Source organism: Roseovarius sp. CH_XMU1461, assembly GCF_037027165.1.
In the GTDB taxonomy this organism is placed as follows: Bacteria; Pseudomonadota; Alphaproteobacteria; order Rhodobacterales; family Rhodobacteraceae; genus Roseovarius; species Roseovarius nubinhibens.
Genome location: NZ_JAYMDV010000001.1, coordinates 991,833 through 1,014,689, shown reverse-complemented (window position 1 = coordinate 1,014,689; position 22,857 = coordinate 991,833). Strand labels below are relative to the sequence as shown.

Sequence of the window (22,857 nt, the reverse complement as noted above, 5' to 3'; positions counted from 1 at the left end):
CCCCCGATATGACAGGGCGGCGGGCCGGGGGGCAAGCGATTGTTGTGCAGGCCTTAGTCCGCGAACGTGTCCTGCATCGGCGGCCAGGGACGCTGATCCTCGGCGGCGACCCAGGCCTTGACCCACTCGGGCATCGGCGGGCTCTCGAGCGGCGCGCCCAGGGCGGCAATCACCTTTTCGGGGGGGATGATCCCCGCCTTGTCGGTGATCGCGCTGCGATAGATGACATGGCTCGAACACTCGCCATTGGATTTCCACATGGATTGTTCAAGATAGACAAACCGCTGATCCCAGCAGAGCGCGCGACTGCGGATCTCGACCTTGTCGAACATCCGCACGCGGCGGCGATAGCGCACCATCGACCCGGCAATCGTCAGGCCCCAGCGGTTCTTCATCAAGATCTTGGTGAGCCCGGTGCGCCCGGCCAGCGGGATACGCCCCATGTCAAACAAGGTGAGCGTGCGACCATTGTTGAGCTCCCACCACAGGTCGAGATCCCAAGGCAGGCAATAATGATGCGACACATGCGTGCCGGTCAGCGGCAGGCGCGCATCCTTGCGATGTTTGAACATCTGCCAGAACAGGCGTGGGACAGGGTACATGGGCGGTCTCCTTCGCCTCGCAGATGGCGCTGCTTTACGCAAAGGTCAACCGCGACCGCGCGTCAGTCTTGCGCTTTGCCATCCTGCGCCTTACCTCTGGGGCGATTGATCCTAAGAGGAAATGACATGCTGGCGATTTACGGACCTTTGCAACTTATCCTGTCCGTCGTGTACTGGGTGATCCTGATCCATGTCATCATGAGCTGGCTGATCAACTTTCAGGTGCTCAACCTGCATCAACAGTTCGTTGCGCAAATCTGGTACGGGCTGAACCGCATTCTAGAACCGATCTACGGCCCGCTGCGCCGCATCCTGCCCGACACGCGGCCGCTCGATCTGGCGCCGCTGGTGGCTTTCCTCATCGTGATCTCGCTTCAGGCCTATATCCTGCCGGTGATCTTCGGCTTCGCCTGATCGGTCCGGGGGGGGCGGCGCGACGCCCGCGCCCCTTGCCTACCCTATCTTGATATGAAAAAGTCTCTGCAAGAGCAGAACCACAACATCTTGCAGGTCCAATCGCCATGCCCGGCCATCCCGCCACGCTTTTGCGCGACGTTTTCGGATTCGACGCCTTCCGCCCCGGTCAGGAAGAGATCGTAGAGGCGGTCAGCGGCGGCGAAAACGTGCTCGCCATCATGCCCACCGGCGGCGGCAAATCGCTCTGCTATCAATTGCCCGCCCTGCTGCGCGACGGGGTGACCGTGGTGATCTCGCCGCTCATCGCGCTGATGCGCGATCAGGTCCGCGCCCTTCGCGCCGCCGGGGTCGAGGCCGGGGCGCTCACCTCCGGCAACACCGAAGAAGAGACCGCCGCCGTCTGGGACGCGCTCTCCGAAGGCCGGCTGAAACTGCTCTATATCGCGCCGGAACGGCTCGCGGCAGGCTCGGCCATGGGGATGCTGCGCCGCATCGGCGTGTCGCTCATCGCCGTCGACGAGGCCCATTGCGTGAGCCAATGGGGCCATGATTTCCGCCCCGATTACCTGCGCATCGGTGAATTGCGCCGCGCGCTCGGCGTGCCGCTCGCGGCCTTTACCGCCACCGCCGATGCAGAAACCCGCGACGAGATCGTGCAGAAACTCTTTGACGGCACCCCGCCGGTGAGCTTCCTGCACGGGTTCGACCGCCCCAACATCCACCTCGCCTTCGCCCCCAAGGACGGCCCGCGCCGCCAGATCATGGAATTCGCCAGCGCCCGCAAGGGCCAATGCGGCATCGTCTATTGCGGCACCCGCGCCAAGACCGAAACGCTGGCCCGCGCGCTCGGCGAGGGCGGCCATAACGCCGTGGCCTATCACGGCGGGATGGAGCCCGACGCCCGCCGCCATGTCGAACACCGGTTCAACACCGAGGACGAGCTGATCGTCGTCGCCACCGTCGCCTTTGGCATGGGGGTGGACAAGCCCGACATCCGCTGGGTCGCCCATGCCGATCTGCCGAAATCCATCGAGGCCTATTATCAGGAGATCGGCCGCGCCGGGCGCGATGGCGCCCCCGCCGAGACGCTGACCCTCTTCGGCCCCGACGACATCCGCCTGCGCCGCTCTCAGATCGACGAAGGCCTCGCCCCTCCCGAACGCCGCATGGCCGATCACGCGCGGCTCAACGCGCTGCTCGGTCTGGCCGAGGCCCAGCAATGCCGCCGCGCCACGCTTTTGCAATATTTCGGTGAAACAGAGACTATTTGCGGCAATTGCGACCTCTGCGACACCCCGCCCCAGCTCTTCGACGGGACCGAGGCCGTGCGCAAGGCGCTCTCGGCCATCCTGCGCACCGGCGAATATTTCGGCACCCAGCATGTGATCGACGTGCTGCTCGGCAATCCGACCGAAAAAATCCGCGCCCGCGGTCATGACGGGCTGCCGACCTTTGGCGTCGGCCGCGACCTGCCGCGCCCAGAATGGCAGGGGATTTTCCGGCAGATGATGGGGCTCGACCTCGTCCGCCCCGATCCCGAACGCCATGGCGCGCTGCGCATGACCGAGGCCGCCCGCCCTGTCCTGCGCGGCGAAGAGGGGGTGACCCTGCGCCGTGACACGCTCAAATCCAAATCCCGCCGCCCTGCGCCCCGCGCGCTGGTCTCCGACGAGGACGCGCCGCTGCTCTCGGCGCTCAAGGCCAAGCGCCGCGCCCTGGCCGAGGCCGCCAATGTGCCGCCCTATATCGTCTTCAACGACCGCACCCTGATCGAAATGGCCCAGACCCGGCCCGCCAATCTCGATGCCATGGCCGGGATCACCGGGGTCGGCGCCAAGAAGCTCGACCAATATGGCGCGGCTTTTCTCGCGGTGATCACCGGCGCGGGCGACGCCATCCATCCGCAGCGCCGCAAGCTGGCCGGTCGCCCCGCGGGGTCGCTCTTTGACCGGCTGCAAGACGCGCAAAATAGTCTCAAACACGGCCAAAACGGCACGGACAAACCGCTGAGCTGCTCCGCCTCCCTGCTCGCCAAGATTGCCACCACCCGGCCCCGTGACGGCGAAGGCATGGCCCGCATTCTTGGCGAAAAACGCGCCGAACGCTTCGGCCCCGCCTTTCTGGACGTTCTCGCCGAGGCCGACTAGACCACTGCCACCAGACCCTTTGGGAATCCCGCCATGCTCATCACCATCTCGCCCGCGAAAAAGCTCGATATGGAGCCCACCCCCGATCTCGACCAGAGCCGCCCGGATTTCCGCGCCGAGGCCGAGGAACTGGCCGGCTATGCCAATGGTCTCGGGGTGGCAGGGCTGCAAAAGCTCATGAAGATCAGCGAAAACCTCGCCCGGCTCAACGCCGACCGTTTCGCGAATTTCGGCGAAATGGAGACGAAACAGGCCGTGATGGCCTTTGCCGGCGACACCTATCAGGGGCTCGAGGCGCGCACGCTCGACGCCGACGCCTTGGCCTGGGCACAGGATCATCTGCGCATTCTCTCAGGGCTTTACGGCGTGTTGCGGCCGCTCGACATGATCGAACCCTACCGGCTCGAAATGGGCAGCCGCCTCGCCACGCCGCAGGGCAAATCGCTCTATGATTACTGGGGCAGCCGGATTTCGCAGGCACTCAACGCCCAGGCCAAGGCGCTCGGCTCGACCGTCCTGCTCAACTGCGCGAGCCAGGAATATTTCGGCGCGGTCGACCGCGCGGCGCTTTCGCTGCGGATCATCACCCCGGTCTTCAAAGAGGACAAGGACGGCCAGGCCAAGATCGTCAGCTTCCACGCCAAACGCGCCCGCGGCGCCATGGCCCGCTATGTGATCGAACGCCGGCTCACCGACCCCGACGCGCTCAAGGAATTTGACGCGGGCGGCTATGGCTACCGCGCCGATCTCTCTTCCGAGGACGAGATGGTCTTCACCCGTCCGGGCTGATCGCCGCCTCCGGCTCGATCGGCGCGATGCCCGGCCCTACCGCTGCCGCCATTCGCGCGATCAGCTCGGGCTTGCGCAGCGGTTTCGTCAGGTAGTGATCGATCCCCGCCGCCCGAATATCCGCCTCATCCCCCTGCATCGCATGGGCGGTCATCGCCACGATGGGCACATGCGCGCCATGGCCCTCATGGCGGCGGATGGCGCGGCTCGCCTCCTTGCCATCCATCTCGGGCATGGAGATATCCATGAAAATGATATCGGGCTCAAAGGCGGCATAGCCCGCCACCGCCTCGCGCCCGTTCTCGGCAAAGCGCAGCTCGATCGCGAGCGCCTTCACCATCTTTTCAAAGACCAGCCTGTTGGTCCGGTTGTCCTCGGCCGCCAGCACCCGCAATTTGCGCAATTGCGGTGAAACAGGCTCTGGTTTTGGCGGCGGCTCGACACGTTGGGGCACTGTCTTTTCCGGCTCCGCCTGCCCGACCGCCTGTCCGACCCGCCCCAGCGCGGCGCAGAGCTCATGCCGCGCCACCGGCATCTGCAACAGCTGCCCGCGCGAGCCGGTCCAGGCGCCCCGCGACGCCGCCATCACAATCACCGGCAGATCCGGCGGCAATTTCCTTAGCGCCCGATCGGTCCAGGCCTCGCCCTCATGGATCACGATCACGAGATCGCCGCCCGCCCCCAGCGCATCCGCCAAAGCCTCCGCACCATGACAGCTCTGCACCGCCAGCCCGAGCTGCGCCAATTGCCGCTCCAAGATCATCCGCGCCCCCTCGGGCCGCCCCGCCACCACCACCTGCCGCAGCCCCTCGGGCAGGCGGCAGGGCTCTTGGCCCTGCGGCTCTTCGATGTCGAGCGTGATGGTAAACCCAAAGACCGAGCCCTGCCCCGGCGCCGATTCGACCCAGATCTCGCCGCCCATCAGCCGGATCAGCTTCTGCGCGATAGCGAGGCCAAGCCCGGTACCCTCGAACCGCCGGTTCTGCGCCTCTTCGACCTGATTGAACTCGCCGAACACATGGCCGATCTTGTCGGGCGCAATGCCGATGCCGGTGTCCTCCACCGTCACGTGAATTTCGGCCCGGCCCTCGGCACTCACCCCCACCACCCGGATCAGAACATGGCCCTCGGGGGTAAATTTCACCGCATTGCCGATCAGATTGGTGAGCACTTGCCGAATGCGCCCGCCATCACCGCGCAGCCGCGTCGGCAGGAAAAGATCGTAATCGAGCCAGACATCGACCCCCTGATCGCGTGCCTTGGGCTGCATCAGCAGGATGATCTCATGCAGGCAGCGTTCGAGATCGAAGCCGTCGAGCTGCAGGCTGAGCCGATCCGCCTCGACCTTGGAATAATCGAGCACGTCATTGATGATCCCCAACAGCGCCTCGGCGGAATTGCGGATCGTCGTCGCATAGAGCGCCTGATCCTCGTCGAGATCGGTCTCGCGCAGCAGATCGGCCATGCCCATCACCCCGTTCATCGGCGTGCGTATCTCATGGCTCATATTCGCGAGGAAGGCGGATTTCGCGCGGCTCGCCGCCTCGGCCCGGTGTTTCGCCCGCCGCAGCACCTCCTTGCTGCGCACCTCCGCCGTGATATCGAGCGCGAGGCTCACCATATCGCCCGAAGGCGCGCGTTGATCCAGAAGGCGGATCGCCCGCCCGTTCCAGAGCCGGACGATGCGCGGCCCGGGCGCATCGCTCTGCCAACGTTCGCGCATATATTCGCGCCAGGCCGCCGGGGCCATGTCGCCGATATCGACGATGCCCTCCTCGGTGCAGAATTGCAGCATCTCCATATAGGACACCCCCGGTCCGACCGCCGTCAGCCCGTCAAACGGCAAGAGATAGGCCCGGTTCGCCATCACCAGCCGCCCATCCTCGTCAAAGAGCGCAAACCCGTCGGGGATCGTCTCGATCGATTGCCAGAGCCGCCGCTCAACGAGCTGAATGCGGTCGTTGGCGCTGCTGAGCTCATCGCGCACCCGGGCGTTCTCATCCTCAATGCTGCGCACCCGCTCGCGGGTCTCGACGATCTCTTCCGACAGGGCGCGCGCATGTTTGCCAAGCTGCCGGTTCGCGGCAAAAAGCTCGGCCTGTTTCTGTTCCAGCAGACGCTCCGCCGCCAGCCGCGCGCGGCGTTCCTGGGTGAGCTTCGCCACAAGGCCCATCCCCGTCGTCCCCTTTCTCAACCGTGGCATGTCCATGCGACACAGACTGCCAGAGCGGGGTGAACAAATCGTTGCCAGATGCGCGGTCACGGGCGTTTTCGCCAAACCCGCCCGCTAATTTTTAGGCAGGTCGGAATCATTGCCAGCAAACCCCGCCCATGCCACCATGCGCCTATTCTCAGGACGCAGGAGGGTGTCATGCTCCGCCGATTTATTGCTTTTCTCGCTTTCTCTTTGACCCTCGGTCTCGGCCATGGCGCGGCGGCTCAGGACAGGCCCGTGCCCGACCGGCGCTTTGTGGTGACCGCCAATATGGATTTCTACGGCGCCGATCTGCAGGCCATCTTTGACACCAGCTATGACAGCTGCCGCAGCGCCTGTTTCGGCAATGCCGCCTGCCGGGCCTTCACCTACAACACCAAATCCCGCGCCTGTTTCCCGAAATCCGCCGTCTCGGACGAAACCCCCTATGATGGCGCTTATTCCGCCCGGGTGCTCGACACCGATCCGCGCGTGCTCGGCTGGGCCACGACCCGCCGCGCCGATCTCGGGTTCATGACCGATTACGCGCTCGACAAATCCTATGATCTCGCCCTGCGCATCGGAAGCCTGCACCCCGCCGGCGATTGGGACGAGGTGACGCTGCTCGACGCCGCCCGCGACCGCGAAGCCGGGGGCGATCTGCAAAACGCGCTGCGCTGGACCGGTGCCGCCCTGTCGCTGAGCGATGCCGCCGATCAATGGGCCGACTACGCCCGCCTGTCGCTCGCCATTGCCGAGGCCAACCGCAGCGAGCGCAGCAAATACATCACCCGCGCCGTCTATGCCGCCACCAATGGCTATCTGCGCGCGGCCTCTGACGGGGCGCAGGTCTCGTCGCTGATGCTGCTGGCCGAGGCGCTCGAACGTGACGGGCAGGGGCGCAACGCGCTCCATGCCATGCGCCTTGCCGAGGCGATCCAACCGCGTCAGGACGTCATGAGCGCGCTCGACCGTCTGGTTGGCAAATACGGCTTCCGGGTCACCGAACATCGCGCCGATAACGAGAGCGCCGCACCCCGCATCTGCGCCGAGTTCTCGGAACCGCTGGCCAAGGCCGGGGTGGATTACGCCACCTTCCTGCGCCTGCCCGATCCCGGTCTCGCGGTCGAGGCCGACGGCAATCAGCTCTGCATCGATGGCGTCGAACATGGCGCGCGCTACACGATCACCCTGCGCAAGGGCCTGCCCGCTGAGAGCGGCGAGAGCCTCGTGCGCGACACCGAGCTGAGCCTCTATGTCCGCGACCGCTCGCCCAAGCTGAGCTTTCCGGGCCGCGCCTATGTGCTGCCCCGCGCCGCCGAGGCCGCGCTGCCGATCGAGACCGTCAATCTCGACGAGGTGCAGCTGAGCCTGCACCGGGTCTCCGACCGCAACCTGCTGCGCACCATGCAGCAAGAGTATTTCGGCCGCCCGCTGGCCGAGTACGAGATCAAGGATTTCACCTCCGAGATCGCCGAAGAGGTCTGGACCGGCACAGGCGAGGTCGAAAATACGCTCAACCAGACGATGACCACCCGCTTGCCGCTGGGCGAGGTGCTGGCCGATATGGCCCCCGGCATCTACACGCTGCATGCGAGCATCGAGGGCGTGCCGCTCTATGATGATCCGGGTGCCACCCAATGGTTCGTGCTGACCGATCTCGGCCTCACCACGCTCAAGGGCACCGACGGGCTGCATGTCTTTGCCCGCGGTCTCTCGGACGCCGCGGCGCTCGACGGGATCGAACTGACCTTGCTGTCGCGCTCCAACCGCGAGCTGGGCCGCGCCACCACCGATGCGGCGGGCCATGCGCTCTTTGATCCCGGCCTGACCCGGGGCACCGACGGGGCCGCCCCCGCCATGGTCATGGCCCGCAAGGGCGAAGAGGATTTCGCCTTCCTGCCGCTCACCGATCCCGCCTTCGATCTCTCGGATCGCGGCGTCGAGGGCCGCGCCCCCGCCGGGCCGATCGACCTGTTCCTCGCCACCGACCGTGGCGCCTACCGCGCGGGCGAGGTGATCCATGCCACGGCACTGGCCCGCGATGCGCAGGCTCAGGCGCTGCCCGGCCTGCCGCTCACCGCGATCCTGTCGCGCCCGGATGGGGTGGAATATAGCCGCCATGTCTCGGCCGAGGACCGCGCCGGCGGCCATGTCTTCACCCTGCCCATCGGCAGCACCGCACCGCGCGGCACCTGGCGGCTCGAGATCAAGGCCGATGTCGACGCCCCGCCGCTGGCGAGCCAGAGCCTCTTGGTCGAGGATTTCCTGCCCGAGCGGATCGACTTCACCCAGAGCCTGCCCGACACCCCGCTGCGCCCCGGCGACAGCACCACGCTCACCATCGACGCGCGCTATCTCTTCGGCGCGCCGGGGGCCGGGCTTCTCGCCGAAGGCTCGGTGCGGCTCAAACCGCTGCGTCAGATCGACAGCGCGCCGGGCTATGTCTTTGGCCGCCACGACGCCCGCGCCTATCCGGGGTCGAGCTATTTTGACGCCGGTCCCGCCGACGCCCAGGGCCGGATGCAGGCCACGCTCGACCTGCCCACCTCCGAGATCACCGACCGCCCCTATGAGGCCGAGTTCATCACCAGCGTCAAGGAAGGCTCGGGCCGCCCGGTCGAACGGGTGATGACCCACCGGCTCGCGCCCGCGGGCACCATTCTGGGGATCAAGCCCGGCTTTGACGGCGTCGCCCCCGAAGGCAGCACCGCGCGTTTCGAGGTGATCGCCCTCGGCTCGGACCTCGCCCGCCGCGACGCGCCAGTACGATGGACGCTCAACCGCGTGACCACCCGCTACCAATGGTATCAGCAATATGGCAACTGGAACTGGGAGCCGATCACAACCCGCGCCCGCATCGCCACCGGCGAAGGCCAGAGCGGTGCCGATCCGCTGGTGATCTCCGCCCCGGTGGAGTGGGGCCAGTATGAGCTGATCGTCGAAACCGGCGAAGGCGCTGACTATGTCTCGGCCTCCGAGGATTTCTACGCAGGCTGGTACGCCCCGGCGGATGCCAGCGAAACGCCCGACACGCTCGAACTGTCGCTCGACAAGCCCGGCTATCGCCCCGGCGACACCGCGACCCTGCGCCTCGTGCCGCGCTTTGCGGGCACCGCGCTCGTCACCGTGATGTCGCATCGCGTCATCGACATGCAGGCGGTCCCGGTGAGCGAGGGCGAGAACATCATCACCCTGCCCGTCACCGACGATTGGGGCACCGGGGCCTATGTCACCGCGCAGGTGATCCGGCCGATGGATGTCGCCGCCGGTCAGAACCCGGCCCGCGCCCTCGGGCTGAGCCATGCCAGCATCGATCCGGGCGACAAGGCGCTCTCGGTGCGCATCGACACCCCCGCCCAATCCGCGCCGCGCGGGCCGCTCACCGCCAAGGTCGCGGTCGAGGGTCTCGGCACGGAGGACACGGGCTTTGTCACCCTCGCCGCCGTCGATCTCGGCATTCTCAACCTCACCGGCTTCGACAGCCCCGATCCCCAAGGCCATTACTTCGGCCAGCGCCGCCTCGGCGTCGAGATCCGCGATCTCTATGGCCGTCTCATCGACGGGATGAACGGTGCCGCAGGCCGCGTCCGGTCCGGCGGCGACGCCGCCAATGGGAAGAGCCGCGAGGCCCCACCGCCCACCGAGGAACTCGTCGCCTATTTCACCGGCCCGCTGGCGCTCGGCCCCGATGGCACCGCCGAGGCCAGCTTTGATCTGCCCGATTTCAACGGCACCGTGCGGCTCATGGCCATCGCCTGGACGCCCCGCGCCGTGGGCGCGGCCGAGGCCGATGTGATCGTCCGCGATCCGGTGGTGCTGAGCGCCTCGCTGCCCCGCTTCCTCGCCCCGGGCGACCGGGCGCGGATGCTGCTCGAGCTGATCCACACCGAAGGCCCGGCAGGCGAGATGCAGCTTCGCGTCGCTTCCGACGGTGTCGCGCTGGGCGATGTGCCCGCCACCGTCACCCTCGCCGAGGCGGGCCAGCAGAGCCCGTCGCTGCCGCTCACCGCCGGGGCCGAGGGCGATCACGTGATCACTGTCACACTGACCACGCCCGACGGCCAAGATCTGGTCAAGACGCTGACCCTGCCGGTGCGCCGCAACGATCCCGCGATCTCGGCCACCCGTCAGATTGCCCTCGCCGCCGGTCAGAGCCTGACGCTCGGCCCCGACATCTTCACCGGCTTCCACCCCGGCAGCGGGCAAGCCGTGCTCTCGGCCGGGCCTCTGGCCCAGCTGAACGCACCGGCGCTGCTGCAATCGCTCGACCGCTACCCCTATGGCTGCACCGAACAGGTGACGTCACGGGCGATGCCGCTGCTTTACTTCAACCAAGTGGCCCAAGCGCTCGATCTCGGCACCGAGGCTCAGATCACCGCCAGCATCGACGCCGCCATCACCCGCGTGCTGACCCGGCAGAGCTCGAACGGGGCCTTCGGCCTCTGGCGCGCCGAGTCCGGTGATTTCTGGCTCGATGCCTATGTCGGCGATTTCCTCTCCCGCGCCCGCGCCGCCGGTCACGCAATCCCCGACCGTGCCTTCACCATGGCGATGGACAATCTGCGCAATCGGGTGAACTACGCCCCCGATTTCGACGATGGCGGCGAAGACATCGCCTATGCGCTGATGGTGCTCGCCCGCGAAGGCGCCGCCAAGATGGGCGATCTGCGCTACTATGCCGACGTGAAATCCGACGCTTTCGCCACCCCGCTGGCGCTGGCCCAGCTCGGCGCGGCCCTCGCCTCCTACGGCGATCAGACCCGCGCCGACCGGATGTTCGCCCAGGCCATGACCCGCATCGCCCAGGAGGCCACGCGCCGCGAGGCACAGCTCTGGCGCGCCGATTACGGCACCCATGCCCGCGACCGGGCCGGGGTCGTGGCGCTCATGCATGAGGCGGGCAGCACCGTCGGCGGTCTCTCCGAGCTCTCCGCCACCCTCGGCCAGACCGGCCCGCATATGTCGACCCAGGAACAGAGCTGGACGCTCCTCGCCGCCCATGCGCTGATCGACGATCCGACGCGCGCCGGGCTCACGCTCAATGGCGCGGCGGTCACTGGCGCGCTGGTGCGCCTGCTCGAGGCCGACACCATGGCGCCGCAGACCATCGCCAACACCGGCAACAACGACACGCAGGTCACGCTCACCACGATCGGCGTGCCGGAGATCCCCGAACCCGCTGGCGGCTATGGCTATCAGATCGCCCGCAGCTACTTCACCACCGACGGCCAGCCCGCGACCCTCGACGCGGTTGCCACCGGCACCCGGCTGGTGGCGGTGCTGACGATCACCCCGGCTGGCGAAACCGCCGGGCGGCTGATGGTGGACGACCCGCTCCCCGCCGGGCTCGAAATCGACAACCCGAACCTCCTGCGCTCGGGTCAGGCGAACGGGCTCGACTGGCTGCAAAGCGCCCCCACCGAAACCGCCGAATACCGCTCCGACCGGTTCCTCGCCGCGGTGAACTGGAGCGGCAGCGCCCCCTTCCGCCTCGCCTATATGGTCCGCGCGGTCACACCGGGCAGCTTCCACCACCCCGCCGCCACGGTCGAGGACATGTACCGCCCCGAATACCGCGCCCATAGCGACACGGGCCGGGTCATGGTCACCGCGCCATGACGGGGACACACCCCTCCGATGCGCGCTAGGACGCCCCTCCTCGCCGCCGCCCTGCTCTTGGCCGGGGCGCTGGCCCGCGACGGGATCGATCTCTGGATCGACCGCACCGACCTGCCGCCGCTCGTCGCGGACACCTCGGTCGAAATCCGCGACCGCGCGGGCGAGATGCTGCGCGTCTATACGGTCGATGACGGGCGCTGGCGGCTCGCTGTCAGCCCCGAAGAGGTCGATCCGCGCTATCTCGACATGCTGATCGCATACGAGGATAAACGCTTTTTCCGCCATGTTGGGGTCGATTTTCTCGCCATGCTCCGTGCCGGGGGGCAGGCGCTGCGCCATGGCCGCGTGGTCTCGGGCAGCTCGACCCTGACGATGCAGGTGGCACGGCTCCTCGAGGATAGCGGCACCGGCCAATGGTCCGGCAAACTGCGCCAGATGCGTCTCGCCCTCGCCCTTGAACGCCGCCTGACGAAACGGCAGATCCTCGGGCTCTACCTGACCCACGCGCCCTATGGCGGCAATATCGAAGGCATCCGCGCCGCAACGCTGAGCTGGTTCGGCAAGGAACCCGCACGCCTTACCCCGGCCGAGGCCGCGCTGCTCGTGGCCCTGCCGCAATCGCCCGAGGCCCGCCGCCCTGACCGCCATCCCGAAACCGCGCGCGCCGCCCGCGACCGGGTGCTGGAGCGGATGACCGGCGCCGGAACCCTGCCCAAACCCGAGGCGCAGGCAGCCCTTTTCGACCCTGTTCCTGCCCAACGCCGCGATTTTCCCGCCCTCGCGCCGCATCTGTCGGACCGGGCGCGCGCTCTTGATCCGCTGACCACACGGCATCACCTGACCCTCGACGCAGGGCTTCAATCGCGGCTCGAAACCCTCGCGCGCAACGCCCTGCGCGACCTGCCGCCGAGCGTGTCCCTCGCCATGCTTGTCGCCGATCACCAGACGGGCGAACTGCTCGGCGCGGTGGGCTCGGCGAGCTATGCCAGCGGCGACGCGCATCAGGGCTATGTCGACATGACACAGGCGCTGCGCTCGCCCGGCTCGACGCTCAAACCGCTGATCTACGCCATGGGGTTCGACCGCGGCCTCGCCCATCCGCAAACGCTCATCGCCGACCGGCCGGTGGCCTTTGGCCGCTATGCGCCCCAGAATTTCGACGGTCAGTTTCGCGGCGAGGTCACCATCGCCGAGGCGCTGCGCCAATCGCTCAACATCCCCGTGGTGCTCTTGCTCGATGAAATCGGCCCGGCCCATCTCATGTCCGCCATGCGCCAGAGCGGCATGCGCCCCGCCCTGCCCGGCGATCAGCCGGGCCTCGCCGTCGGTCTCGGCGGCGTCGGGGTGAGCCTGATGGATCTCACCCGGCTCTACGCCATGCTGGCGCAGGGCGGCCAGACAGTGCCGCTCCATTGGCACCAGGGCGTCGCGCCCGACAGGCCCCAGCGTCAGGTCATCAGCCCCGCCGCCGCCTGGCAGGTCGGGCATATCCTCGCCTCGCTCGCGCCGCCGCCGGGCGCGCCGCCCGGGCGGCTCGCCTACAAGACGGGCACCTCCTATGGCCACCGCGACGCCTGGGCTCTGGGCTATGACGGGCGCCATGTGATCGGCGTCTGGATCGGTCGCCCCGATGGCACGCCGGTGCCCGGGGCCTTTGGCGGCGATCTCGCCGCGCCGCTGCTCTTCGAGGCCTATCAACGGCTCGACACCGCGCCCGAGCCCTTGCCGCCGCCGCCGCCCGAGACCTTGCTGCTGGCCACCGCCAACCTGCCGCAGCCGCTGCGCCGTTTCACCGGGCGCGAGGCGGCCTTTGCCCCCGCCCCCGATGCGCCGAAACTGATCTTTCCCCCCGATGGCGCGCGGCTCGCCCTCGTGGCGGGCGATCTGGCGGTCAAGCTGCGCGACGGCACCCCGCCTTTCACCATCCTCGCCAATGGCCGACCCGTCGCCACCGGGCTGCGCCAGCACGAGCTGATCCTGCCGGGGCTGAGCCGGGGTTTCTCCGAACTTTCAGTGATCGACGCCAAAGGCCGCGCCGCCCGCGTCCGGGTGCGGCTCGACTAGGCTTGCCGCCCAGCGTCACCTACGCCGAAGATGCCAATCTCCCTTTATTTAGGGTCGAAATTTCACGGAAACCCATTCCAATTAAACCGCGCCCACCGGCTTGGTTTCCTCCGCAATCGGCCCAGCCTTCGGCCAGCCCCACTCGCGCTCAAACCGGTCCGTCGCCCCCGGCCTATTCGCCTACCAACCCTCGCCGCGCAGCACCACCGCCACGGTGCGCCACAGGATCACCAGGTCGAGCCGCATGTCGCGCATCTGCGCATAGTAGCGGTCGAGCGCCACCCGGTCGGCATAGCTGCACCGGCCGCGCCCATAGACCTGCCAGAGCCCGGTGAGCCCCGGTCGCAGCCGCGCATAGGCCGTGCCATCGGCATCGCGATAGCGCGCCTCGAATTCCGGCCCGGTCACCGGGCGCGGACCAACAAGGCTCATCTCACCGCGCAGCACGTTGAAAAATTGCGGCAGCTCGTCGAGCGCATAGCGCCGCAACACCCCGCCAAGCCGCGTCACCCGCGGATCGCGCCGCAGCTTGCCCTGCCGCCGCCATTCCGCTGCCAGCGTCGGATCACCGGCCAGCACATGCCCGAGCCGTTCTTCGGCCCCCGGCACCATGCTGCGCAGTTTCCACAGCCGGAACATCCGCCCGCCGCGCCCGACCCGCCATTGCCAGTGAAAGGGCGCGCGCCCATCCGCCAGCCAGACTGCCAGCGCCAGCACCGCGATGAGCGGACAGAGCAACGGCAGCGCCAGCAACGTCAGCCCGAGATCGACCGCCCGTTTGCCATCGACCGCCCGCCACCGGACGATCCAGACATGCCCCAATGCCACATACATGTGCCAGCCCTCACTACCGCTCGTTGGCGATCAGACTAGGGCGCAGGTCTTAAAAAAACGCAAAAACGGGCGCTGTCGCGATACCGTCGTTTTACCGACGCGATACCGACCCGCCGTTTTCGGGGCTCAGCTCATCCGTTCGATGGCCAGCGCAATGCCCTGCCCGCCGCCGATGCACATGGTGATCAGCGCCCGCTTGCCGCCGATCCGCTCCAGCTCATAGAGCGCCTTGACCACGAGGATCGCCCCCGTCGCCCCCACCGGATGACCGAGCGCAATCGCCCCGCCATTGGGGTTGACCTTGGCCGGATCGAGCCCCAGCCCCCGGTTCACCGCAATCGCCTGCGCCGCGAAGGCTTCGTTCGATTCCACCAGGTCGAAATCCCCGGCGCTCAGCCCGGTTTTCGCCAGCAGGTTTTCCACCGCCGGGATCGGCCCGATGCCCATGACCTCGGGGCGCACACCGGCATGGGCATAGCCCAGAACCCGCGCCTTGGGGGCCAGCCCCGCCGCCTCTGCCGCGCCGGCCCGGGCCAGGACAATCGCCGCCGCGCCATCATTGATGCCACTGGCATTGCCGGCGGTCACGCTGCCCTCCTTCTGGAACACCGGCCGCAGCCCCGCGAGCGCTTCCTCAGTGGTCGGCTTCGGGTGCTCATCCACCTTGAATTCAACGGTTTCGCGACGCTTCTGCACCTCGACCGGGACGATCTGTTCGTCGAAATACCCGGCCTCGATCGCCGCCTTGGCGCGGCGTTGGCTCTCGAGGGCAAAGGCGTCCTGATCGGCGCGGCTCACCCCATGTTCGGCGGCCACATTTTCCGCCGTGACCCCCATATGGCCGGTGCCAAAGGGACAATTGAGCGCACCGAGCATCATGTCGAGCACCCGCACATCGCCCATCTTCGCGCCCCAGCGCTGATCGGGCACGATAAAGGGCGAGCGGCTCATGTTTTCCGCCCCGCCCGCCACCGCGAAATCGGCATCGCCGAGCATCAGGTTCTGCACCGCCGAGACCACCGCCTGCGCCCCCGAACCACAAAGCCGGTTGACGTTCATCGCCGGTGTCGTGTCGGGAATGCCCGCCTCCATCGCCGCGATCCGCGACAAGTACATGTCGCGCGGTTCGGTGTTGATGACATGGCCAAACACCACATGGCCGACCTGATCCGGGGCCACCCCCGCCCGCGCCAGCGCCGCCTTGGTGGCCACCGCCCCAAGCTGCGCCGGGGCCACGCCCGCCAGGCTTCCGCCAAAGGTGCCGATTGCCGTCCGGGCCGCGCCCAGGATCACGATATCTTCCATGTCATCCTCCTGTCTCGTTGCGCTGACACTAGGCCGCTCCGGTCCCTGCGTCCATCGCGACGCGCCGTCACGGGCGCAGCGCCACGCGCCCCCTATCGGTCAAGAGCGAGACCTCGCGCCCCTCGATCACCGCCGGGATGAGATCGCGCCCATGCCCCGCCCCACCGTCGAGATTGACGCGATTGCCGCAATGCTCTGGATAGTCCACCGCGCTATGGCCATGCACCACGAGCCAAGGCAGCGGGTCGCGATAGTTGAGAAACCTGTCGCGGATCCAGATGAGATCCACCGGGTCCTGCCAGTCGAGCGGTTTGCGCGGGTCAATCCCGGCATGGACAAAGAGCAGATCCCCGACCTCGTGCAGCCGCGGCAGTGACCGCAGAAACTCCTGATGCGCCTCGGGCACCGCCGCCCGGGCGGCCTCCAGCGCGGGCGCGTCTTCGCTGGCCTCGACACCATAGCTGGCCAAGGTCACCGCCCCGCCCATCCGCGGGTTGAGCCAGCTCACCCCGGATTTGATATGCTCGGACCAGATGCGGCCCTCCTCCAGAAAATCGAGGAAGAGCCGATCATGATTGCCAAGCAGCACGGTCCAGTCGCGCCCCGCCGCGCGCCCCTCCAGCAGCCGATCGATCACCTGACACGAGGCCGGGCCGCGATCCACCAGATCGCCGAGAAAGACCACCGGCGCCTCCGCCCCGCCATCCGCCTCAATGAGAGCCAACGCCTGGTCGAGCTTGTCGAGATGGCCGTGAATATCGCCCACCGCATAGATCATGCGAGCAGATCCTCGCCATAGGCAAAGAGCGCGGGCAGCCCGCCGCTATGGATGAAACAGACCCGCGCCCCCGGCTGGATCACCCCCTCCTGCAAGAGCCCTTCGACCCCGGCAAAGCTCTTGGCGGTATAGACCGGATCGAGGAAGAGCCCCTCATACCGCGCCATCTGATCGAGCGCGCGGCGCGTGGTCTCGCCCATCCGGCCATAGCCGGGGGCAAGCGCCCCATCCCAGATGTCGATATCCGACGCCTCAAAGACCGCCTCGCCCAGAAGCTCTGCCAAGAGCTCTGCGAGACGCCCGATCCGGGCACGCTGAGCCTCGGCGTCGCGGCGCACACAAATGCCATGCACCGGGGCGCTTGCCCCACATACCCGCAGCCCGGCCAAGAGCCCGGCATGGGTCGCCCCGCTGCCAGAGGCCACGACATAATGGTCAAACCCCGCCGCATCTTGCGCCAGGATTTCGCGGCCGCATTGCATGTACCCCAGCGCCCCCTTGGGCGGGTTCTCAAGGCCCAACGGAATGACAAATGGCTTGCGCCCCTCGGCCCGCAGCTCTTCGGCACGGGCATGAAGCGCCCGATCGGCCCCCGCCTCATCCTCGCCCTCAGGGTAATGCAGGATCTCCGCCCCGAGCAGCTTGTCCAGCAACACATTGCCCGAGCTGTGATAGAGCGCGCCCTTGCCCGGCACCCGATCTTCGAGCTGCACCACCGCCCCCATGCCGAGCCGCGCGGCACAGGCGGCGGCAGAGCGCACATAGTTCGACTGCACCGCCCCGGTGATGAGCGCCACATCCGCCCCCTCGGCCAGCGCCGCGCCGAAATAGTAATCGAGCTGGCGGATCTTGTTGCCGCCAAAGCCGATGCGCGTCAGGTCATCGCGCTTGACCCAGAGATCGAGATCATAAAGCTTCGACAGCCGGTCGAGCCGTTCAAGCGGGGTCGGCGCGGGCATGAACCCTGCCTGAGGAAACGGGGCGAGCAGCCGGTCGAACCTGTCCATGATCTTCTCTTTCCTGTTGGGTCGCATCGGTTTGGGTATCTCCCGAATAGCCCGAAACGCAAACACCCGCCACATTGGGCGGGTGTCAAACCTGTCTTCAGGCCGGTTTTGGTCGTCTGGCTTAGCCGTAGACGGATTCCTTACCGAAATGTTTGGTGAGCATATAGTAAACCACAGCGCGATACTTGTTGCGCTCGGATTTACCATAGGTCTCGATCACCTGATTGATCGCATCCATCAAGGCCGGGCTGTCTGCGAGGCCCAGCTTCTTGACGAGGAAATTGGTCTTGACGGTTTCCAGCTCGCTCTCCTGCGACGCGGCCACGGTCGATGCGTCGGCATTGTAGATCGCCGGGCCACAGCCGATGGTCACCTTGGTCAGCAGGTCCATATCCGGCGTCATGCCGCATTTATTGCGCAGATCGTCCGCATATTGCGCGATCAACTCGTCCCGTTTACCCATGAATTTTCTCCCAAATGTCCGGCAGCAGCGCCGGTCTAATGAACGTCCAGCCCCGTTTGGCTGGGCTTACCCTAGCCAAGGAGCCTATCTCCTCAAAGGGAAATCTTGGCGGCTTCTCCCCTTGAGGCAGAGCGCCTGCGTTCAGGGAAAGACAACGCCTTCGCGGGCGCCATGCTGGGTCCGCTTGTCGAGAACCTTATCCTGATTGGCCCATTTCTTGATCAGAGCATCGCCATTGGCGCATTTGCCCTTCTCGATTTCCTGCGCCGCGTTGATGCCGTGCTGGCCGTGTTTCTGCTCATGTTTGCGCAGCGCCGCGACCATGCTCTGCCAGCGTTTGCGCAGCGCCGGGTCGAGCTTGGCCTCGTTGCGATGCTTGGGCATGGTATAGGTGATCGCCACCGAAAGCTGACAGCTGCCGGTCCATCTCACATACCAATCGGTATAGGCCCAATGCCCGTTCGGGCCGCGTGCCTTCATCTGTTGAAGTATCCCCTCGGCGGTCACCGCATCGACACTATAGGCCTTTTCCGTCACCGCGACCCGGGGCTTGGCCGCAGAGGGCTGCGCCCAGGTCAGCACGAGACCGACCAGGGCGCAGGTAAGGAGGGGCTTAGTAGCGATAATGCTCCGGCTTGAAGGGACCATCGACATCGACTCCGATATAGGCGGCCTGATCCGCCCCAAGCTTGGTCAGCTTGACACCGATCCGGTCGAGGTGAAGCCGCGCCACCTTTTCATCGAGGTGTTTCGGCAAGATATAGACATTGTTGTCATAAGCCTCGCCACGGGTCCACAATTCGATCTGCGCCAGAACCTGGTTGGTAAAGCTCGCCGACATCACAAAGGACGGGTGGCCGGTGGCGTTGCCGAGGTTCAAAAGACGCCCTTCGCTGAGCAGGATGATCCGCGCGCCCGAGGGCATCTCGATCATGTCCACCTGGTCCTTGATGTTGGTCCATTTGTGGTTCTTGAGGGCGGCGACCTGAATTTCATTGTCGAAATGGCCGATGTTGCCGACGATCGCCATATCCTTCATCTCGCGCATATGCTCGATGCGGATGACGTCCTTGTTGCCGGTGGTGGTGATGAAGATGTCGGCACTGTCGACCACGTCTTCCAGAACCACCACTTCGAACCCGTCCATCGCCGCCTGCAGCGCACAGATCGGATCGACCTCGGTGACCTTGACGCGCGCACCCGCGCCACGCAGCGACGCGGCCGAACCTTTGCCCACATCGCCATAGCCGCAGACCACGGCGACCTTGCCCGCCATCATCACATCGGTGGCGCGACGGATGCCGTCGACGAGGCTTTCCTTGCAGCCGTATTTGTTGTCGAATTTCGACTTGGTCACGCTGTCATTGACGTTGATCGCCGGGAAGGGCAGCTGCCCCTGTTTCACCAGCTCATAGAGACGGTGCACCCCGGTGGTGGTTTCTTCCGACACGCCCTTAATCGCGTCGCGGGTCTTGGTGAACCAGCCCGGCGTTTCCGCCATACGCTTCTTGATCTGCGCCTTGATCACCGCCTCTTCGTCCGATTGCGGCACGGGGATGATATCTTCGCCCGCCTCGGCCCGCGCGCCCAGCAGGACATAGAGCGTGGCATCGCCGCCATCGTCGAGGATCATATTCGCGCCCTCGGGGAACTGGAACGACTTGTCGACATAGTCCCAATGCTCTTCGAGCGACTGGCCCTTGATCGCAAAGACCGGCACGCCCGCCTCGGCAATCGCCGCCGCCGCATGGTCCTGGGTCGAGAAGATGTTGCACGACGCCCAGCGCACATCCGCGCCCAGCGCCACCAGCGTCTCGATCAGAACGCCGGTCTGGATCGTCATATGCAGCGAGCCGGTGATCCGCGCACCCTTGAGCGGCTTGGCCGTCCCATATTCCTCGCGCAGGGCCATCAGCCCCGGCATCTCGGTTTCCGCGATATCCAGCTCCTTGCGCCCAAAGGCAGCAAGCGAGATGTCCTTGACGATATACTCTCCGGCCATGTTCTGCTCCATTCCGGTTAAACCAACTTGCCTTGGCCCTAGCATCCCATGCCGGGGCTGGCAATCTGGGACAACCGGATCGGCCCATATGGCCGCATGGCTGTGGTTTCCGCCCCGCAATCGGGCGGTCAATCCTGCGTGAACAGGCCAATCTTAACGGGTCAGCCTTATCGGGCCAGCCTCATCGGACCTGCGCGCTCAGCTCGGCGTGCCACGGCCCGCGGCGGGCTCGGGCTTGGCAAAGAACACATCGGTGCCCACTGCCAGAACACAGCTGATCCCGTTGGAGCGGGTCATCAGAATGGTAAAGGTGCCGGTCTCTTCCGACGTCCAGAGCTCGACCACCGATTTGTCGCCCTCGACCTCCTGCAATCCGCCAACCTGAAGCTGTTCGAGATATTTCTTTTCCAGCGAGGTGACCATATCACCGCGCTTGCCACAGGTGGCCGCCGCCGCCGGCGTGGCCAAACCCAGGATCAGGGCTGCGCCCAACACTCTCTTGAACATGGCGTCTTCCTTTCATACTGCTTTGCCTCTGAAAGGAGCGCATGACGAGAAAGGGTCACCGCCCCCCTCGTTTGTCTGACCTGATCACAATTCGGGCGGCCCGGTTGCATCCGGGCTCTCCCTCTTGGCAACATGCGACCGGGACAGGGTTACAGGCTGCGTCGAGAATGTGGCCAAAAAAAGGCAAGCCCGCCAAAAGGGCGGGCCACAGCAAAGGAAACCGCATGGCACCTGCCTTCAGAGCGTGGCAAAGAATGCTGTCAGGGCGCAGGCTCGACCTGCTCGACCCGACCCCGGTCGATATCGAGATCGAGGACATCGCCCATGGGCTCGCCTTCGTGGCGCGCTGGAACGGGCAGACGCTGGGCGATTTCGCCTATTCCGTGGCCGAACATTCGCTCTTGGTCGAAACGCTCTTTCGCCGCATCGCGCCCTCGGCGCCGCCGCGCTGGCAGATGGCGGCGCTGTTGCATGACGCGCCGGAATATGTGATCGGCGACATGATCTCGCCGGTGAAACACGCGGTCGGCCCGGGCTATGAAGAGCTCGACCAGAGGCTCACCGCCGCCATCCATATCCGCTTTGGCCTGCCCGCCCAGATTCCCGCCAGCGTCAAGAAACAGATCAAGCGCGCCGACCGGATCAGCGCCTGGATGGAGGCGACGCAGATCGCCGGCTTTACCACCGCCGAGGCCAACAAGTTCTTCGGCCGCCCCCGCCCCGAGCTGATCGAAGGGCTGGAACTGCACCTGCGCCCGCCGGTCGCCGCCCGTCAGGACTACACCTCCCGTTTCGGCGAATTGCAGCGCGCCATGGGCTAGCCCCGTGGACGCGGCGCCGCATCGGGCCTATCCTGACCTGCCTCGTATCGGAGCCCGGATCATGCGCCTCTTCCTCGCCATCGCGGCTCTGCTGGCCAGCGCCGCCATGGCCCATGCCAATATTAACAGCTGCCAGAGCCTGTTCAAATCCGCCCCCGACAGGCTTGGCGGCCACGCCTTGACCAAACGCGAGAACCTGGAAAAGCTCGAAAGCGGCGCGGGCTACCTGCTGCAATACACACGTCACAAGGCCCAGCGCGCCTCGATCTTCCTCTATGACCGCGGCCGCAGCACATTCTCCACCGACGATCTCGCCACCGAGCTTTCGGTCTCGGCGAGCCAGATCTACCAATTGCGCGCCCAAGGCCGCAACGTCACCGATGGCGATGTCTTTTTCGACCGACCCAAGAAGGCCACCAAAGGGCTCTTCGGCCTGGCCTTCATCTATATGGAATATGACGGGCGGACGCAGCAGAACGACTATATCACCCTCGGCGTCGCCGATGGCTGCCTGGTCAAGCTGATCTACTCGTCCCCCGGTGCCCGCGTCTGGTCCAACCGCCGCTTCGACCGGCTGCTCGACGATCTGCTGCGCTCTATCGCCCAATAGGACACGAGGCCGCGCCTCTTTCTGGTGTCAAATACCCAAAACCCCCCGCCTCAGCGGGGCGAGCGTTTGGCGAGGATGCGCTGCAAGGTGCGGCGATGCATGTTGAGCCGCCGCGCCGTCTCGCTCACATTGCGGTCGCAGAGCTCATAGACCCGCTGGATATGCTCCCAGCGCACCCGGTCCGCGCTCATCGGGTTCTCGGGCGGCGGCGGCAATTCATCCCCCGTCGCCAAGAGCGCATTGGTGATGTCGCGCGCATCGGCGGGTTTCGACAGGTAATCCGTGGCGCCGATCTTGACCGCCGCCACCGCCGTGGCAATCGCGCCATAGCCGGTGAGCACCACGATCCGGCAATCGGGCCGCTTTTCGCGCAGCACCTCCACCACGTCGAGCCCATTGCCATCGCCGAGCCGCAGATCACAGACCGCATAGGCCGGCGGGCGGGCGGTGGCGATAGCCTTGCCGGCGGCAACCGTCTCGGCGGTCTCCACCTCAAAGCCGCGCTTCTCCATCGCCTTGGCCAGACGTCGCAGGAACGGCTCGTCATCATCGAGCAGCAAGAGCGAGCGATCCTCGCCGATTTCCGCCAATTCCTCTGACATGCCCTGCGTCCTTTGCTGGATACGGTTGATAAAGGCTACTCTGCCCGCCCGACCCGGTCAAACCCGGTCGGATGGGGGCTGATCCTGCGCCTC

Annotated in this window: 18 protein-coding genes; 7 read left to right on the top strand and 11 right to left on the bottom strand. The window is 66.3% G+C overall.

What is annotated here, in order from left to right; genetic code table 11:
• Positions 1-53: 53 nt before the first annotated feature.
• Positions 54-602: an acyl-CoA thioesterase gene (locus WA237_RS04810; RefSeq protein WP_336096863.1), complete on the bottom strand. Its 549-nt coding sequence runs from the start codon at positions 600-602 to the stop codon at positions 54-56.
• Positions 603-728: 126 nt separating this feature from the next.
• Between WA237_RS04810 and WA237_RS04805 the strand changes: the two genes are divergently transcribed.
• The 3 genes from WA237_RS04805 to yaaA all read left to right on the top strand — a co-directional run bounded on the left by WA237_RS04805 (position 729) and on the right by yaaA (position 3,955).
• The gene (locus WA237_RS04805) at positions 729-1,016 is read left to right on the top strand and encodes a YggT family protein (protein WP_040617920.1); all 288 of its coding nucleotides are present in this window, start codon (positions 729-731) and stop codon (positions 1,014-1,016) included.
• A 107-nt stretch (positions 1,017-1,123) separates the two neighbouring features.
• Entirely contained in the window at positions 1,124-3,166 is a 2,043-nt protein-coding gene (recQ, locus tag WA237_RS04800) for a DNA helicase RecQ (RefSeq protein ID WP_336096862.1), read from the top strand.
• A 33-nt stretch (positions 3,167-3,199) separates the two neighbouring features.
• A complete protein-coding gene (yaaA, locus tag WA237_RS04795) occupies positions 3,200-3,955 on the top strand; it encodes a peroxide stress protein YaaA (protein ID WP_336096861.1) in 756 nt (251 codons plus the stop codon).
• Here yaaA and WA237_RS04790 read toward each other — a convergent pair.
• The gene (locus tag WA237_RS04790; protein ID WP_442970245.1) at positions 3,939-6,128 is read right to left on the bottom strand and encodes an ATP-binding protein; all 2,190 of its coding nucleotides are present in this window, start codon (positions 6,126-6,128) and stop codon (positions 3,939-3,941) included. The genes yaaA and WA237_RS04790 overlap by 17 nt on opposite strands.
• A gap of 198 nt (positions 6,129-6,326) precedes the next feature.
• Between WA237_RS04790 and WA237_RS04785 the strand changes: the two genes are divergently transcribed.
• Together WA237_RS04785 and pbpC are read left to right on the top strand one after the other, a co-directional pair.
• On the top strand, positions 6,327-11,771 hold the full coding sequence (locus WA237_RS04785; RefSeq protein WP_336096859.1) for an alpha-2-macroglobulin family protein: 5,445 nt from the start codon (positions 6,327-6,329) through the stop codon (positions 11,769-11,771).
• An 18-nt stretch (positions 11,772-11,789) separates the two neighbouring features.
• On the top strand, positions 11,790-13,835 hold the full coding sequence (gene pbpC / locus WA237_RS04780) for a penicillin-binding protein 1C (protein ID WP_336096858.1): 2,046 nt from the start codon (positions 11,790-11,792) through the stop codon (positions 13,833-13,835).
• 180 nt (positions 13,836-14,015) lie between these two features.
• On the opposite strand, the gene WA237_RS04775 is transcribed toward pbpC, so the two are convergent.
• The 8 genes from WA237_RS04775 to WA237_RS04740 form a co-directional block, all read right to left on the bottom strand.
• The gene (locus tag WA237_RS04775) at positions 14,016-14,669 is read right to left on the bottom strand and encodes a sugar transferase (protein ID WP_336096857.1); all 654 of its coding nucleotides are present in this window, start codon (positions 14,667-14,669) and stop codon (positions 14,016-14,018) included.
• A gap of 126 nt (positions 14,670-14,795) precedes the next feature.
• Positions 14,796-15,974 carry an acetyl-CoA C-acyltransferase family protein gene (locus WA237_RS04770; protein WP_336096856.1) on the bottom strand — a complete coding sequence of 393 codons (1,179 nt, stop codon included), beginning with the start codon at positions 15,972-15,974 and terminating at the stop codon, positions 14,796-14,798.
• 67 nt (positions 15,975-16,041) lie between these two features.
• Entirely contained in the window at positions 16,042-16,752 is a 711-nt protein-coding gene (locus tag WA237_RS04765) for a metallophosphoesterase (protein ID WP_336096855.1), read from the bottom strand.
• Positions 16,749-17,759: a D-cysteine desulfhydrase family protein gene (locus tag WA237_RS04760; protein WP_336096854.1), complete on the bottom strand. Its 1,011-nt coding sequence runs from the start codon at positions 17,757-17,759 to the stop codon at positions 16,749-16,751. Before WA237_RS04760 ends, WA237_RS04765 begins: the two co-directional genes overlap by 4 nt.
• A 121-nt stretch (positions 17,760-17,880) precedes the next feature.
• Positions 17,881-18,222 (bottom strand): DUF2853 family protein, encoded by a 342-nt coding sequence (locus WA237_RS04755; RefSeq protein WP_009813402.1) that lies wholly within the window; start codon positions 18,220-18,222, stop codon positions 17,881-17,883.
• Between the two features lie 141 nt (positions 18,223-18,363).
• Positions 18,364-18,804 (bottom strand): DUF922 domain-containing protein, encoded by a 441-nt coding sequence (locus WA237_RS04750; RefSeq protein ID WP_336096853.1) that lies wholly within the window; start codon positions 18,802-18,804, stop codon positions 18,364-18,366.
• A 31-nt stretch (positions 18,805-18,835) separates the two neighbouring features.
• A complete protein-coding gene (gene ahcY, locus WA237_RS04745) occupies positions 18,836-20,224 on the bottom strand; it encodes an adenosylhomocysteinase (RefSeq protein WP_216015418.1) in 1,389 nt (462 codons plus the stop codon).
• A 198-nt stretch (positions 20,225-20,422) separates the two neighbouring features.
• The gene (locus WA237_RS04740) at positions 20,423-20,731 is read right to left on the bottom strand and encodes a hypothetical protein (RefSeq protein ID WP_009813399.1); all 309 of its coding nucleotides are present in this window, start codon (positions 20,729-20,731) and stop codon (positions 20,423-20,425) included.
• 224 nt (positions 20,732-20,955) lie between these two features.
• Here WA237_RS04740 and WA237_RS04735 point away from each other — a divergent pair, with 224 nt between their 5' ends.
• Together WA237_RS04735 and WA237_RS04730 are read left to right on the top strand one after the other, a co-directional pair.
• Positions 20,956-21,552, top strand: a complete 597-nt coding sequence (locus WA237_RS04735; protein ID WP_040618366.1) for an HD domain-containing protein — start codon at positions 20,956-20,958, stop codon at positions 21,550-21,552.
• 61 nt (positions 21,553-21,613) lie between these two features.
• Complete coding sequence (locus tag WA237_RS04730; RefSeq protein ID WP_216015417.1) at positions 21,614-22,162, top strand: hypothetical protein; 549 nt, start codon at positions 21,614-21,616, stop codon at positions 22,160-22,162.
• Between the two features lie 50 nt (positions 22,163-22,212).
• On the opposite strand, the gene WA237_RS04725 is transcribed toward WA237_RS04730, so the two are convergent.
• On the bottom strand, positions 22,213-22,764 hold the full coding sequence (locus WA237_RS04725; RefSeq protein WP_009813396.1) for an ActR/PrrA/RegA family redox response regulator transcription factor: 552 nt from the start codon (positions 22,762-22,764) through the stop codon (positions 22,213-22,215).
• Between the last annotated feature and the right edge of the window lie 93 nt (positions 22,765-22,857).

Bases quoted from the DNA above. Each gene is read 5' to 3' on its own strand.
- WA237_RS04810 (WP_336096863.1), bottom strand. From the start codon at position 602: ATGTACCCTGTCCCACGCCTGTTCTGGCAGATGTTCAAACATCGCAAG.
- WA237_RS04785 (WP_336096859.1), top strand. From the start codon at position 6,327: ATGCTCCGCCGATTTATTGCTTTTCTCGCTTTCTCTTTGACCCTCGGT.
- WA237_RS04765 (WP_336096855.1), bottom strand. From the start codon at position 16,752: ATGATCTATGCGGTGGGCGATATTCACGGCCATCTCGACAAGCTCGAC.
- WA237_RS04775 (WP_336096857.1), bottom strand. From the start codon at position 14,669: ATGTATGTGGCATTGGGGCATGTCTGGATCGTCCGGTGGCGGGCGGTC.
- WA237_RS04805 (WP_040617920.1), top strand. From the start codon at position 729: ATGCTGGCGATTTACGGACCTTTGCAACTTATCCTGTCCGTCGTGTAC.
- WA237_RS04730 (WP_216015417.1), top strand. From the start codon at position 21,614: ATGCGCCTCTTCCTCGCCATCGCGGCTCTGCTGGCCAGCGCCGCCATG.
- WA237_RS04755 (WP_009813402.1), bottom strand. From the start codon at position 18,222: ATGGGTAAACGGGACGAGTTGATCGCGCAATATGCGGACGATCTGCGC.
- pbpC (WP_336096858.1), top strand. From the start codon at position 11,790: ATGCGCGCTAGGACGCCCCTCCTCGCCGCCGCCCTGCTCTTGGCCGGG.
- recQ (WP_336096862.1), top strand. From the start codon at position 1,124: ATGCCCGGCCATCCCGCCACGCTTTTGCGCGACGTTTTCGGATTCGAC.
- yaaA (WP_336096861.1), top strand. From the start codon at position 3,200: ATGCTCATCACCATCTCGCCCGCGAAAAAGCTCGATATGGAGCCCACC.
- WA237_RS04790 (WP_442970245.1), bottom strand. From the start codon at position 6,128: ATGGGCCTTGTGGCGAAGCTCACCCAGGAACGCCGCGCGCGGCTGGCG.
- WA237_RS04770 (WP_336096856.1), bottom strand. From the start codon at position 15,974: ATGGAAGATATCGTGATCCTGGGCGCGGCCCGGACGGCAATCGGCACC.
- WA237_RS04725 (WP_009813396.1), bottom strand. From the start codon at position 22,764: ATGTCAGAGGAATTGGCGGAAATCGGCGAGGATCGCTCGCTCTTGCTG.
- WA237_RS04740 (WP_009813399.1), bottom strand. From the start codon at position 20,731: ATGTTCAAGAGAGTGTTGGGCGCAGCCCTGATCCTGGGTTTGGCCACG.
- ahcY (WP_216015418.1), bottom strand. From the start codon at position 20,224: ATGGCCGGAGAGTATATCGTCAAGGACATCTCGCTTGCTGCCTTTGGG.
- WA237_RS04760 (WP_336096854.1), bottom strand. From the start codon at position 17,759: ATGGACAGGTTCGACCGGCTGCTCGCCCCGTTTCCTCAGGCAGGGTTC.
- WA237_RS04735 (WP_040618366.1), top strand. From the start codon at position 20,956: ATGGCACCTGCCTTCAGAGCGTGGCAAAGAATGCTGTCAGGGCGCAGG.